The 13,272-nt window shown below is 73.1% G+C and carries 8 protein-coding genes; 3 read left to right on the top strand and 5 right to left on the bottom strand.

The genetic code is table 11. The annotated features are described in order from the left end of the window. Positions 1 to 296: 296 nt before the first annotated feature. The 4 genes from ald to ACIPXC_RS27035 form a co-directional block, all read right to left on the bottom strand. Positions 297 to 1,412: an alanine dehydrogenase gene (ald, locus tag ACIPXC_RS27050; protein WP_392580272.1), complete on the bottom strand. Its 1,116-nt coding sequence runs from the start codon at positions 1,410 to 1,412 to the stop codon at positions 297 to 299. Positions 1,413 to 1,565: 153 nt separating this feature from the next. Continuing rightward, positions 1,566 to 3,542, bottom strand: coding sequence for a tetratricopeptide repeat protein (locus ACIPXC_RS27045; RefSeq protein ID WP_401623334.1), 1,977 nt, complete (start codon positions 3,540 to 3,542; stop codon positions 1,566 to 1,568). A 402-nt stretch (positions 3,543 to 3,944) separates the two neighbouring features. Further along, positions 3,945 to 4,577, bottom strand: coding sequence for an NUDIX domain-containing protein (locus ACIPXC_RS27040; RefSeq protein WP_401623331.1), 633 nt, complete (start codon positions 4,575 to 4,577; stop codon positions 3,945 to 3,947). Positions 4,578 to 4,658: 81 nt separating this feature from the next. Then, positions 4,659 to 6,329: a CTP synthase gene (locus tag ACIPXC_RS27035; protein ID WP_401623447.1), complete on the bottom strand. Its 1,671-nt coding sequence runs from the start codon at positions 6,327 to 6,329 to the stop codon at positions 4,659 to 4,661. A gap of 464 nt (positions 6,330 to 6,793) precedes the next feature. Between ACIPXC_RS27035 and ACIPXC_RS27030 the strand changes: the two genes are divergently transcribed. From ACIPXC_RS27030 to ACIPXC_RS27020, 3 genes are all read left to right on the top strand, one after another. Further along, positions 6,794 to 8,605, top strand: coding sequence for a glycoside hydrolase family 15 protein (locus ACIPXC_RS27030; protein ID WP_401623445.1), 1,812 nt, complete (start codon positions 6,794 to 6,796; stop codon positions 8,603 to 8,605). 120 nt (positions 8,606 to 8,725) lie between these two features. Beyond that, positions 8,726 to 10,111, top strand: coding sequence for an FAD-binding oxidoreductase (locus ACIPXC_RS27025; protein WP_401623328.1), 1,386 nt, complete (start codon positions 8,726 to 8,728; stop codon positions 10,109 to 10,111). Between the two features lie 22 nt (positions 10,112 to 10,133). Next, complete coding sequence (locus ACIPXC_RS27020; RefSeq protein WP_401623325.1) at positions 10,134 to 11,753, top strand: PucR family transcriptional regulator; 1,620 nt, start codon at positions 10,134 to 10,136, stop codon at positions 11,751 to 11,753. A 357-nt stretch (positions 11,754 to 12,110) separates the two neighbouring features. Here the strand turns inward: ACIPXC_RS27020 and ACIPXC_RS27015 are convergent, their stop codons facing one another. Then, the gene (locus ACIPXC_RS27015) at positions 12,111 to 13,223 is read right to left on the bottom strand and encodes a glycosyltransferase family 4 protein (RefSeq protein ID WP_401623322.1); all 1,113 of its coding nucleotides are present in this window, start codon (positions 13,221 to 13,223) and stop codon (positions 12,111 to 12,113) included. Between the last annotated feature and the right edge of the window lie 49 nt (positions 13,224 to 13,272).

Genomic DNA, 13,272 nt, shown 5'->3' with positions numbered 1-13,272 from the left:
GACACTTATCGATAGGTCAGCGTGGCACCATGCCGACGGTTGGCGACTCTATGGCGTGTCACCACCCAGCGGCAACACAATCCGCCGGACCCGGCACGATGTGTCGGCAACCGAACACCGCTCTGTCAAGGGCGTCCACGCCGTCGCCACGAAGTTTCGCGGGTGCGCGAAAGGGTTAAAGGGTTACGTTCGAGGCGAGTTGAGCGAGGTCCCGGAACACTCCGCGAACACGTCCGGCCGGACCTTGCGGGCAAGGTCCGGCCGGATACGTGAGATTGACGTCAGTCGTTGACGGGTCAGCCGAGCAGCGTGTTGAGCTCAAGGGTCTCGAGACCGTGGGCCTCGGCGACCGGACCGTAAACGACCTGACCGTCATGGGTGTTGAGACCCAGCGCGAGCGCGGGGTCACGGCGCAGCGCCTCGACCCAGCCGAGGTTCGCGAGCTGCACGATGTAGGGCAGCGTGGCGTTGGTCAGCGCGTAGGTGGAGGTGTTCGGCACCGCGCCCGGCATGTTGGCGACGCAGTAGAAGACCGAGTTGTGGACCTGGAAGGTCGGCTCGGCGTGGGTGGTCGGACGGGAGTCCTCGAAGCAGCCGCCCTGGTCGATCGCAATGTCGACAAGTACACTTCCGGGCTTCATCTTGGCGACGAGCTCGTTGGTGACCAGCTTCGGGGCCTTCGCACCCGGGATCAGGACGGCGCCGATGACGAGGTCGGCCTCGACGACGGCCTTCTCCAGCTCGTAGGCGTTGGAGACGATCGTCTTGATCTTCGTGCCGAAGATCTTGTCGGCCTCGCGGAGCTTGTTGATGTCGCGGTCGAGCAGGGTCACGTGGAAGCCCATGCCGATGGCGATCTGCGCGGCGTTCCAGCCGGAGACGCCGCCGCCGATGACGACGCACTCGCCGGCGTGGGTGCCGGGGACACCGCCCGGGAGGACGCCGCGGCCGCCGGCCGAGCGCATCAGGTGGTAGGCGCCGACCTGCGGGGCCAGGCGGCCCGCGACCTCGGACATCGGGGCGAGCAGCGGGAGCGCGCGGTTGGCGAGCTCGACCGTCTCGTACGCGATGGCGGTGGTGCCGGACTCCAGCAGGGCGTCCGTGCACTCGCGGGAGGCCGCCAGGTGCAGGTAGGTGAAGAGCGTCTGGTCCTTGCGGAGGCGGTGGTACTCCTCCGCGATCGGCTCCTTGACCTTCAGCAGCAGGTCGGCGGTGGCCCAGACCTCGTCGGCGGTGCCGAGGATCTCGGCACCGGCCGCGACGTACTCGGCGTCCGTGATCGAGGAGCCGACGCCGGCGTTCTGCTCGATGAAGACCTGGTGGCCGTTACGGACCAGCTCATGCACGCCGGCGGGCGTGATGGCGACCCGGAACTCGTTGTTCTTGACCTCGCGAGGGATGCCGACCTTCATCGTCGATCACGGTCCTTGACTCAGGGGGAAATAACGGGGCACTTCCATACATACCCGCCCACAAGAGTGCGCAACGGGATGCACCACGAGATGACGTGGTGAAGCCAGTTTAATGAAGGATGAGTCGCTGTCTAGCCTTGCAAACCAATAATCTCAGTCGGATCCACTGCGGATTTCGCAGGCAGCGGGGTCGTCTCCCAGCAATCTGTCTGCGGCGGAGCGGTGCAGTCTGGCCGCCGCGGGGTCCCCCAGCCGGTCCAGCGTGTCGGCCAGCCGGACCTGCAGCGCGGCCTGAAGCCGCTGGTCGCCGGCCCGGCGCGCCAGCTCCACCGCCTCGCGGCAGGTGTGCAGGGATTCCTCGGGCCGGCCCGCGTACTCCTGCACCCGCGCCATCTCGCTCAACGCCTTGGCCTGCCCCGGGACATCGGCGAGTTTGCGGTAGCCCGCGGCGGCGGCCCGCCAGCTGCGCAGCGCGTCCCCGTACCGGCCCGCGTACGTGTGGACGTTGCCGAGGCGCCCGTACAGCCGGGCCTCGTCCGCCCGCTCCCCGCGCGAGAGGGCCTGGGCCAGGGCCCGGCCGAACCAGTCGGACGCCCGGTGCCAGTCCGCCAGCTCCTGGTAGGCACCCCCTACGGATTCCATCGCGCGGCCCGTCGCGTACGGGTCGTTCGCCGCCCTTCCGGCGTCCAGCGCGGCCCGGTAGCGCTCCAGGGCCTCCTGCGTACGGCCGGTCTCGGCGTCCAGGTCGGCCAGGTTCAGCAGCGCCGCGGCCTGCTCGCGGTGCAGGCCGCGGCGCTCGGCGACGTCCAGCACCAGCCGGTGCAGCCCGTAGAGCTCGGGGGCGGCCTCCGTGGTCCCCCGGTGGTCCGCGAGGGCCCGTACGAGGGCGGCGACCAGCCGGCGGGCCAGGGTGTCCAGCTCACCGTCGGCGACGGCCAGGGCGGCGGCCGCGGAGAGCGCCGGGAGCCGGGTGTCCAGCCAGACGGCGGCGGCGCGCCGGTCGGGGAAGCGCAGGGCGCGCGGGAGGCCGTCCAGCAGCTCCTGGAGGTCGGCGTCGAGGTCGTCGCCCCCGGCGGCCGCCATGGCCCGGCAGGAGTGGAGCAGCCGGACGGTGCGCTCCAGCATCCGGGCGCGGGCCAGTTGGACCTCCGCGGGCCGTTCCTTGGTCTCCAGCAGGGCCTGGAGCATCGGCGCGAGGCAGCCGGGGAGCAGGAACAGGCCGTCGGGGGCGTGCCGGAGCAGCCCCAGCCCGGCGAAGTCGTCGAGCGTGGACTGCGCGGCGGCCACGGAGCAGCCCGCCAGCGCGGAGGCGGTGTGCGAGTCGACGAGACCGGCCGGGGCGAGCGGCAGCAGGCGCAGCGTGCGCTGGGCGGGCTGCGGCAGAGAGTCGTAGACGAGCCGGAAGGCACGGCCGAGCGGCCCGCCGGCGCCGGCGGGAGTGTCGTGGAGCTGCTTGGCCACGTCGGCGACGGCGGCCTTGGGGCGGGCCGCGAGCCAGCCGCCGACGAGTTCGAGGGCGGCGGGCTGGCCCCCGCAGGCCTCGGCGAGGGCCTCGGCCGCCCGGGGGTCGGCGGTGATGCGGGTGTCGCCGATGCGGCGGGCGAGCATCGCGACGGCGGAGACGGTGTCCAGGCCGCCGAGGGTGCAGGGACGCACGTCGGGGATGCCGGTGAGCGGGCCTTCGGCGGTGACGACGACAAGGCACTCGGGGGTGTCCGGGAGCAGGGCGTCGACCTGGTGCGGGTCGGCCGCGTCGTCGATCAGGATGATCGCCCGCCGCTCCTGGAGCGCGCTGCGCAGGACGGAGCTGAGCTCGTCCTCACCGGCTCCGGGCGGGGTGCGCCGGCCCAGCCCGGCCAGCAGGCCCCGCAGGGCGCGCTCGGTCGCGACGGTCTCCCCGCCGGGAGCGACGAGCCTGGTCCGCAGCACCCCGTCGGGGTACTGGTCGGCGACCTCGCGCACGAAGGCCTCCGCGAGGGCCGTCCGGCCGGATCCGGGGCGGCCGGCGACGAGCAGCACCCGCGCCCGCGGGGCCTTGGCCTTGCGGCCGGAGAGGGTGTCGAGCCCGGTCCGCGCGATGTCCTCGCGCAGCTCCTTGAGCTCACGCCGCCGCCCGACGAAATCCGTCACGGATCCGCTCCTCTCCCTGCCTTCGGATAGCGAGCGTAGTTCACGCAGAGCGACGATCCGTGGGGAGCGCGGCGGGTAAATCCCCCAATCGGATCAGCGGATGGTCGGCTTTTTTCCCGTGCCGATGGCGCGGCTCCTCCTGCCGTGCCGCGGGCGGGGCGGTCGTCGCCCATGCGATGGGGACGGGATCGCCCGCCGTCCGCGGTGCGAGCGGGGGGTGGCCGCTGCCCGGACCCCTCCCCCAGCGGCCCTTCCACCGTTCCCCGGGGGCCTGCGCCCCGGACCTCGCGCCTCGCTCTCCCCCGGCTGCCCCGGGAGATGCCCCCCGGGCGACGGACCTCGGGCCCGTCGGCGTACGAGGCCGGGGCGGCGCCCCGGGGAACGGCGGCGCGGGCGCGGCGGCTACGCCTCGTACGGGCGGGCCGGCCAGGGGGCGGTGGCGGGGCGCAGGGCGTCGACGCCGCCCTCGGAGGCCAGCGCGGCGGACAGCGCGAGCACCCCCGTCACCAGGCCCGGGTTGCCGAGCTCGCCCGCCAGGACGCCCCGTACCAGCTCGGCCAGCGGCACCCGGGTCACCTCCATGTCCGCCTCCTCCGAACCGGACTCGGAGTAGCGCTCGCCGTCGGCCTCCGACACGCCCCGGGCGAGGAAGACCCGGATCGCCTCGTCCGAGCCGCCCGGCGAGGCGTAGAAGTCGACCAGCACCCGCCAGTCCTCCGCCTTGGCGTGCGCCTCCTCGTAGAGCTCGCGCTGCGCGCCGAGCAGCGGGTTCTCGCCGGGCACGTCGAGCAGCCCGGCCGGCAGCTCCCACAGCCGCCGCCGCACCGGGTGCCGGTACTGGCTGAGGACCAGTACCCGCCCGTCCTCGTCCAGCGCGAGGACGCACACCGAGCCGGGGTGGACCTGGTAGTCGCGGCGGGCGGTCGAGCCGTCCGGCATCCGGACCTCGTCGGAGTCCACCGCCGTCTTCGCGCCCTGGAACGGCCGTCGGCTCGACAGCGTCTCCCAGGATTCCGACGTGTCCTTGATGTTCATGCCCCGAAGCCCTCCACAACGCGCGACAGCCGGGGTACGGATCTTCCGTACCCCGGCCGTCTACGTTATGCGGTCAGGCGCTCACTTCGCGGACTGCTGCCGCTCCACGGCCGCCTTGACCAGACCCGCGAACAGCGGGTGCGGGCGGGTCGGGCGCGAGCGCAGCTCCGGGTGGGCCTGGGTGGCCAACAGGTAGGGGTGGACCTCGCGCGGGTACTCGACGTACTCGACGAGCTTGTTGTCCGGGGAGGTGCCGGAGAAGACCAGGCCGGCCTTCTTCTCCAGCTCGCCGCGGTAGGCGTTGTTGACCTCGTAGCGGTGGCGGTGGCGCTCGTCCACGTACGCCTGGTCGCCGTAGACCTCGCGCACGATGGAGCCCTCGGCGAGCTTCGCCGGGTACATGCCCAGGCGCATGGTGCCGCCCAGGTCGCCCGCGCCCTCGACGAAGGCCAGCTGCTCCTCCATGGTCGAGATGACCGGGTGCGGGGTGGAGGCGTCGAACTCGGTGGAGTTGGCGTCCTCGATGCCCGCGAGGTTGCGCGCGGCCTCGATGACCACGCACTGCAGGCCCAGGCAGAGGCCGAGCAGCGGGATCCTGTTCTCGCGGGCGTAGGTGATCGCGCCGACCTTGCCGTTCACACCGCGGTCGCCGAAGCCGCCGGGCACGCAGATCGCGTCCACGTCGGACAGCTGGGCCGCCGCGCCCGCGGGGGTCTTGCAGTCGTCGGAGGTGACCCACTTGATCTGGACGCGGGCCTTGTTGGCGAAGCCGCCGGCGCGCAGCGCCTCGGTCACCGACAGGTAGGCGTCGGGCAGGTCGATGTACTTGCCGACGAGCGCGACCTTGACCTCGTGGTCGGGGTTGTGGACGCGGTCGAGGAGGTCCTCCCAGACGGTCCAGTCGACGTCGCGGAAGGGCAGGTCGAGCTTGCGCACGACGTACGCGTCCAGGCCCTCGGTGTGCAGGACCTTCGGGATGTCGTAGATCGACTTGGCGTCGATGGCCGCGACCACGGCCGCCTCGTCCACGTCGCACATCAGCGAGATCTTGCGCTTGATGCTGGTGGGGACGTCGCGGTCGGCGCGCAGCACGATGGCGTCGGGCTGGATGCCGATGTTGCGCAGGGCCGCGACCGAGTGCTGGGTCGGCTTGGTCTTCAGCTCGCCGGAGGGGCCGATGTAGGGCAGCAGCGAGATGTGCACGACGAAGACGTTGTCGCGGCCGACCTCGTGGCGGACCTGACGGACGGTCTCCAGGAACGGCAGCGACTCGATGTCGCCGACGGTGCCGCCGACCTCGGTGATGACGACGTCGACGTCCTCGGTCGCCATACGGCGGATGCGGTGCTTGATCTCGTTGGTGATGTGCGGGATGACCTGCACGGTGTCACCGAGGTACTCGCCGCGGCGCTCCTTGGCGATGACCGTGTTGTAGACCTGGCCGGTGGTGACGTTGGCCGAGCCGTCGAGGTCGACGTCGAGGAAGCGCTCGTAGTGGCCGATGTCCAGGTCGGTCTCGGCGCCGTCGTTGGTGACGAACACCTCGCCGTGCTGGAACGGGTTCATCGTGCCCGGGTCGACGTTCAGGTACGGGTCGAGCTTCTGCATCGTGACCCGCAGGCCGCGCGCCTTCAGGAGCGCACCCAGGCTGGAGGCCGTCAGGCCCTTGCCGAGGGAGGAGGCGACACCCCCGGTGACGAAGATGTGCTTGGTCGTCATGGCTGTGCTGTTTCGGAAAGCAGCGGGCGGCATCGCCAAGAGGGGGCTCCCGTGGTCGCGAAGTGAGGTGCGTCCGGCGCCGGCCACCATCGATCCGGAAGGGTTTCAGGGGGCGCCGAAGCTGCGGTTTCGGGGCCCCTGATTCGCACAGGCAGACCACCGGTCCACGGGGTACCAGCCTATCAGCGCCCGGACCGGTCCGCCTCCGGCCACGCGCCGTCGACGGCTCGTAGCAGAGCGCCGAAGTGCGCCGGGGCGGCAATCCCACGGCTCACCCGTTCGGCGCAACGGCATTCCCCGCGGCCTGGAGAAGATCACTAGGGTGCCGTCATATCCTGCTCGGATATTGCACACATCACCGCCGGGCAGTCCGTCGGACGGCCTAACCGGGCCGATATACGGAATCATGGGCTCACGCGGCGATACCCGCACACAGGAGACCGCGCAAACGCGCATTGCAAGCGCCCTTCGGGGCGGACGTGGCCGTTCGACTGGAGATGCACGTGTCCGGGCGCATCGAGGATTACGCACTGATCGGTGACATGCAGACCGCGGCGCTGGTCTGCCGGGACGGGGCGGTGGACTGGCTGTGCCTGCCCCGCTTCGACTCCCATGCCGTGTTCGCGAGCATTCTCGGCACCGAGGATCACGGGTTCTGGCGGATCGGCCCGGCGTCCCCGGCGGGCTCCGAGGCCCCGTATGCCACCCGCCGCCGCTACCGCGGCGACTCCCTGGTGCTGGAGTCCGAATGGGACACCCCCCGGGGCAGCGTCCGCGTGATCGACTTCATGCCTCCCCGCGAGCACCACGCACCGCAGCTGATCCGCATCGTGGAGGGCGTCAGCGGGCGCGTCCCCATGCGCTCGACCCTGCGGATGCGCTTCAGCTACGGCCGGGTGGTGCCGTGGGTGCACAAGGTCGACGGGCGTACCGTCGCCGTCGCCGGCCCCGACTCGGTCTGGCTGGACACCGATGCGGAGACCTACGGCAAGGACCTGACGACGTACTCCGACTTCACCGTCGGGCCGGGCGACCGAATCGCCTTCAGCATCAGCTGGCAGCCCTCGCACCGCGGCGCGCCCGAGGCACCCGACGCCGAGGCGGCCCTGGAGTCGACCGCCGAGTTCTGGCGCGAGTGGGTCGAACAGTGCACCTACCACGGGCCCTACCGGGAGGCCGTGATCCGCTCCCTGATCACGCTCAAGGCCCTCACGTACGGCCCCACGGGCGGGATCGTCGCCGCACCGACCACCTCCCTCCCGGAGGAGATCGGCGGGGTCCGCAACTGGGACTACCGCTACACCTGGCTGCGGGACGCCGCCATCACCCTCTCCTCGCTGCTGCGCACCGGCTACCGCGAGGAGGCCCGCGCCTGGCGCGAGTGGCTGCTGCGCGCGGTGGCCGGCGACCCGGAGAACCTGCAGATCATGTACGGGATCGCGGGCGAACGTGAGCTCGGCGAGACCGAACTGGACTGGCTGCCCGGCTACGAGGGCTCCCGCCCGGTGCGCGTCGGCAACGGCGCAGCCGGCCAGCTCCAGCTCGACGTGTACGGCGAGGTCACCGAGGCCCTGCACCTGGGTCACATGACCGGCCTGGCCCGCAGCGACTACGCCTCCGTGCTCCAGCTCAAGCTGATCCGCTACCTGGAGACGCACTGGTCCGAGCCGGACGAGGGCATCTGGGAGGTGCGCGGCCCGCGCCGGCACTTCGTGCACTCCAAGGTGATGGCGTGGGTGGCCGTGGACCGCACGATCAAGCTGATCGAGAGCGGGGACGCGGACGGCCCGCTGGAGCGGTGGCGGGAACTGCGCGACGAGATCCACCAGGACGTGTGCGAGAAGGGCTACGACAAGGAACGCAACACCTTCACCCAGTCGTACGGGTCGAAGGAGCTGGACGCCTCGCTGCTGCTGATCCCGCAGATGGGCTTCCTGCCGCCGGACGACAAGCGGGTCATCGGCACCATCGAGGCGATCCAGCGCGAGCTGTCCACGCCCGACGGCTTCATCCTGCGCTACCCGACGGCGGGCGAGGAGGCCGGTGTGGACGGCCTGGAGGGCGACGAGGGGGCCTTCCTCGCCTGCTCGTTCTGGATGGCCGACGACCTGGCGATGATCGGCCGGGTGGACGAGGCACGACGGCTGTTCGAGCGGCTGCTGGCGCTCCGCAACGACCTGGGCCTGCTCGCGGAGGAATGGGACCCGCGGCTCCAGCGGCAGGTCGGGAACTTCCCGCAGGCCTTCAGCCACGTTCCGCTGATCGACACGGCGCTGCGGCTGACCGCGAGCGGGGCCTACGGCGGCTGAGCCGGCCACGACCCGCCCGGGGTGCGGTGCACAGCACCGTGCGGTTCGCCGCGCCCCGGTGATCCGCCGGGCCTAGGCTGGAGAGGTCTTATGCCCTCCGTCCGTTGGAAGGGGGCAGCCATGGCTCCCCTCTCGAAGGCGGGCGCGGCCCTGACCGCGCTCCGCGAGGATCTGTCCGGCGAGGTGTTCGCTCCGCAGGATCCGGGCTACGACGAGGCCCGGACCGTCTTCAACGCGATGATCGACCGCAGGCCCGCCGTGATCGCCCAGTGCGAGAGCGCGGAGGACGTGGCCACCGCCGTGCGCTTCGCGAGGGACCTCGACCTGAAGATCGCCGTGCGGGGCGGCGGGCACAGCGTCTCCGGTTCCGCCCTCGGCGACGGCGCGCTCGTGATCGACCTGCGCCGGATGCACGAGGTCACCGTCCACCCCGGTGCCCGCGCCGTACGGGTCGAGGGCGGGGCGACGATGAGCCACCTGGACCGGGCCTGCGCCCCGTACGGGCTGGCCACCACCGGCGGCCGGGCCTCCACCACCGGCGTCGGCGGCTTCGTCCTGGGCGGCGGCAGCGGCTGGCTGGACCGCAAGTGCGGGCTGGCCGTGGACAACCTGCTGGGCGTGGAGCTGGTGACGGCCGACGGCTCGGTCCTGGAGACCACCTCCGAGGAGCGCCCGGAGCTGTTCTGGGCGCTGCACGGCGGCGGCGGCAACTTCGGCGTGGCCACCGCGATCACCCTGCGGCTGCACGAACTGCCCGCCATGGCCATCGCGTTCGTCCTGTACCTGCCGGAGTACGGTCCCGAGGTGGTGCGGACCTACCGGGACCTCCTGGAGGGCGGGCCGGCGGAGGCGAGCGGGGGCGTGATCTTCCTGACCGGTCCCCCGGACGACGATTTCGTGCCCCCGCACCTGGCCGGGCGGCTGGTGTGCGCGGCGCTGCTCACGTACGCCGGCCCGGAGGAGCGGATGCGGCGGCTCGCCGAGCCGCTGCTGGCGCTGCCGCACGAGGCGGCGATGGTCACCGCCATCCCGTACGCGGATCTCCAGTGCATGATCGACGACCCGCCGGGGCTGCGGAACTACTGGTCGGCGGAGTACCTGACCGGTGCCCCGGACGCGTTCGTCGACGTGTTCTGCTCCCGGGCCGCGTCGATGCCGGTGCCGACCGGGACCCAGCACATCCTGTTCCCGCAGGGCGGTGCGATCGCTTCCGGCCCGGCCGACTACCCGGTTCCGTACCGGGACTCTCCCTGGGTGGTGCACCCGTTCGGGATCTGGGAGGACCCCGCGGACGACGAGCGCTGCAGGCAGTGGGTCAAGGACGTCCGCGCGGACGTCGCGCCGTGGAGCACCGGCGCGGTGTACCTGAACTTCACCGGGGACGAGGGCTCGGACCGGGTGGTCTCCGGGCTCGGCGCGGACAACATGCGCCGTCTGGAACGGGTGAAGCGCGAGTACGACCCGGACAACGTCTTCCGCTTCAACCACAACATCCGGCCGGCCTGACCCCCTGATAGCGTCCCGCGACATGGACAACCAGGGCGGGATCACGGTTCAGCGGGCACTGGAGCTGCCGGGGCTGCGCAGCGGCCTGCCGGAGGTGGTGGCCTGCGCCGACCGCCTGGGCCGCACCGTCCGCTGGGTGCACGCCGGCGAGGTGCCGAACATCGCCTCCCTGCTCAAGGGCGGCGAGCTGCTGCTGACCACGGGGCTGGGCCTGGGCACCCGCCCAGCCGAACAGCGGGCCTTCGTACGGCGCCTCGCGGACCGCGGCATCGCCGCGCTGGTGGTCGAACTGGGCCCGCGCTTCACGCGGCTGCCCGCCACGATCGTGGAGACGGCGCGCACGGCGGGACTGCCGCTGGTCCAGCTCCACCGGGAGGTCCCCTTCGTCGCGGTCACCGAGGAGGTCCACACCGAGATCGTCAACGGCCACTACGCACTGCTCCAGCGGGCCGAGGAGGTCCACCGGCGCTGCACCGAGGCCCTCCTGGGCGGCGGGGGCATCCCGCAGGTGCTGCGCATCGTGGCCGACTTCACGGGCAACCCGGTCTTCCTGGAGACCCCGGACGGGCAGTTGCTGTACGCGGCCGCCAGCTCGGCCGGGGACCCCGGCGCGGACCCGCTCCAGGTGTGGGAGGGGCTGCGCGGCCAGCGCGAGGCCGAACCGTCCGCGAACACGGTGGTGATCGACGTACCGGGCGGCGGCCACGGCACCGGCTCGGTGCGGGCCCGGGTGGTCCTGGTCGGGGTCTCGGCCCCGCTGCTCCCGGTGCACCGGATGGCGGCGGAGCGCACGGCGGGTGTCCTGGCCGTGGTGCTGATGCAGGCGCGGCAGGAGGAGGAGTTGGCGGCCCGCGGCCGCGGCGACTTCCTCACGGACCTGGCGGAGGGCCGGATCTCGGCGGAGGACGCCCCGGCACAGGCCCGGGTGCTGGGTTTCAGGCCGGGTGCCGGACCGCTGCTGCCGGTGGTCATGCGGCTCTCGGACCTCGGCCCGTCCGGCAACTGGGCCGTGCTGGCCCGCGCGGTGCTGGAGGAGCTGTCGTCCGTCGGGGTGCCGGTCCTGCTGGGTGTCCGCCCGGTCGAGGGCCGGGTACCGCTGCTGGTGTCGCTGCGGGCGGAGTCGGAACGCTCGGCGGTCGCCGACCGGGTCGCGGCGGCGCTGCGGGCGGGGGTGGAACGCGCGGGCCTGGAGCGGGCCGCCGCCCCGCCGGCGGTGGTCGTCGGCGTCGCGGGCGGCTGGGCGGCCGCCTCCTCGGGTCTGCGGCACGCGGCGGAGACTGCCACGGCGGCCCACGGCCTGCCGGCCAGGCCCTGGTACGACGCCCGCCGCCTCGACATCGACCTGCTGCTGTGGCGCCTGCGCGAACACCCGGACCTGGCGGCCTTCGTGGACCGCGCGATCGGCCCGCTGCGGGCGCACGACGCGACGTCGCGGCCGCCGCTGCTGCCCACGCTGGAGACGTACCTGGCCCATGCGGGTCGCAAGGCGGAGACGGCCCGTGAGCTCCACCTGAACCGGCAGACCCTCTACAACCGGCTGGCGCGCATCTCGGAGCTGCTGGGCACGGACCTGGACGACCCGGAGACGGTGCTCTCCCTCAGCCTGGCCCTCCGGGCCCGTCGCCACACCACCCCTTCCTGACCCGTCCCTCGCACCCCTCGGCGCCTGGGCGCCTCGCGGGCTTCGGGCCGCCGCGCCGGACTCCGTCCGCCGGACCCGCACTCCCCTTCGCTCGGGGCGCCCCCCTGCCACCTCAGCCCTCCGGCGCTCGGGCCGGGCCGATTCGGCCTCGCCGGCGTTTGAGGCGCGGGGGCCCGGGGGCGGATCCCCCGCAGCGGCGGCGCGGCCGGACGCGGCGGGGTGGCCCTGCGGGGCTTGTCCCCTACCCGCCCTTCCACCGTTCCCCGGGCGCTGCCCGGACCCGCGCCTCAAACGCCGGCGGGGCTGGGTACGCGGAGCCCCACGGCGGCGGGGAGCCCCGTCTGCCACCGCCCGGGGCTATCGGCGGCGTTCCGTCAGTTCGTCGTAGACGGACAGGACCTGGGCCACGGTGTCGTCCTCCGAGGGCCATGTGGCGGCCTGTACGCGCCCTGCGGCGACCAGGTCGGACCGGCGGGCCGGATCTGCCAGGAGGCCGGCCACGGCCGACGCCAGAGCCCCCGCCTCCCCCGGCGGGACGAGGACCGCGCCCTCCCCCACCAGCTCCGGCACACCGCCCACCGCCGTCGCCACCAGCGGTACGCCGGCCCGCAGCGCCTCCTGCGCCAGCGGGGCCCGCGCCTCCCACCGGCTCGGCAGTACCGCCAGGTCCGCCGCGGCCAGCAGGTGCGCCGCGTCCCGGCGGCGGCCGAGGAGCCGGACCGGCAGCCTCTCCGCCGCGATCCGGCGGGCCAGTTCGGCCCGCAGCGGCCCCTCTCCCGCGATCACCAGCAGCGGCGCGGGCTCCAGGGCCCGCCACTCCCGCGCCGCGTCGAGCAGGACGGAGTAGCCGCGGTGCGCCACGAGACTGCCGACCGCGATGAGCAACGGCCGCTCAACGACGCCCAGTTCCGCACGCACCTTGCCGGGGTCGGACGGCGTTCCCGGCCCGGCCGGGAAGGCCACCGGCGCCAGCCGCGCGTCCCTGGCGCCCCGCTGGCGGGCCAGGTCCACGAGGTCCGAGGAGGCTCCGAGCACCACTGCGGCGGCGCGTGCCACGCGCCGTTCCAGCATCCGGCTCAGCCGTCCGAGCGTGCCGTGCGCCGTCGGGCCCTCGCCGTGCCAGCTCACCACCAGCGGCACCCGGCGCCCGCGCATGGCCAGTGCGGCCCGCAGGCCGGCCCGCACTCCGTGCGCGTGGACGACGTCCGCGCCGGCGCACGCGGCCCGCAGCACGCTCACCGCGTCGGGCGCGAACTCCGCCCCGGCGCCGGTGAAGTCGTACTCCCCCTCCGCCTGGACGGGGGCGCACACCGTGACCCGTACCCCGCGCGCGGCGAGCCCGGTGGCGAGGGATCGGACGTGTGCGCAGCTGCCGGCGCCCGCACCGTCGCCGAGCACTTGGACGGTGCGCAGCGGCGGGCGACCGTAGGGCTGTGCCGCGACGGAGGTGGAGACCGGGGAGCTGCTCACTGGCCGAAGCTCCAGGGTGAGGGAGTCAGAGACGTCGCCAAGAATGCCA

The organism is Streptomyces sp. NPDC090021 (assembly GCF_044748225.1).
GTDB lineage: Bacteria > Actinomycetota > Actinomycetes > Streptomycetales > Streptomycetaceae > Streptomyces.
The sequence above is the reverse complement of the archived record's forward strand: the minus strand, read 5'-3'. Positions and strand labels throughout refer to the sequence as shown.

What these genes read in the sequence shown, in the direction of transcription:
- ACIPXC_RS27035 (WP_401623447.1), bottom strand. Translation starts at nt 6,329, where the DNA reads ATGCCGCCCGCTGCTTTCCGAAACAGCACAGCCATGACGACCAAGCAC.
- ACIPXC_RS27040 (WP_401623331.1), bottom strand. Translation starts at nt 4,577, where the DNA reads ATGAACATCAAGGACACGTCGGAATCCTGGGAGACGCTGTCGAGCCGA.
- ald (WP_392580272.1), bottom strand. Translation starts at nt 1,412, where the DNA reads ATGAAGGTCGGCATCCCTCGCGAGGTCAAGAACAACGAGTTCCGGGTC.
- ACIPXC_RS27025 (WP_401623328.1), top strand. Translation starts at nt 8,726, where the DNA reads ATGGCTCCCCTCTCGAAGGCGGGCGCGGCCCTGACCGCGCTCCGCGAG.
- ACIPXC_RS27020 (WP_401623325.1), top strand. Translation starts at nt 10,134, where the DNA reads ATGGACAACCAGGGCGGGATCACGGTTCAGCGGGCACTGGAGCTGCCG.
- ACIPXC_RS27030 (WP_401623445.1), top strand. Translation starts at nt 6,794, where the DNA reads ATGCACGTGTCCGGGCGCATCGAGGATTACGCACTGATCGGTGACATG.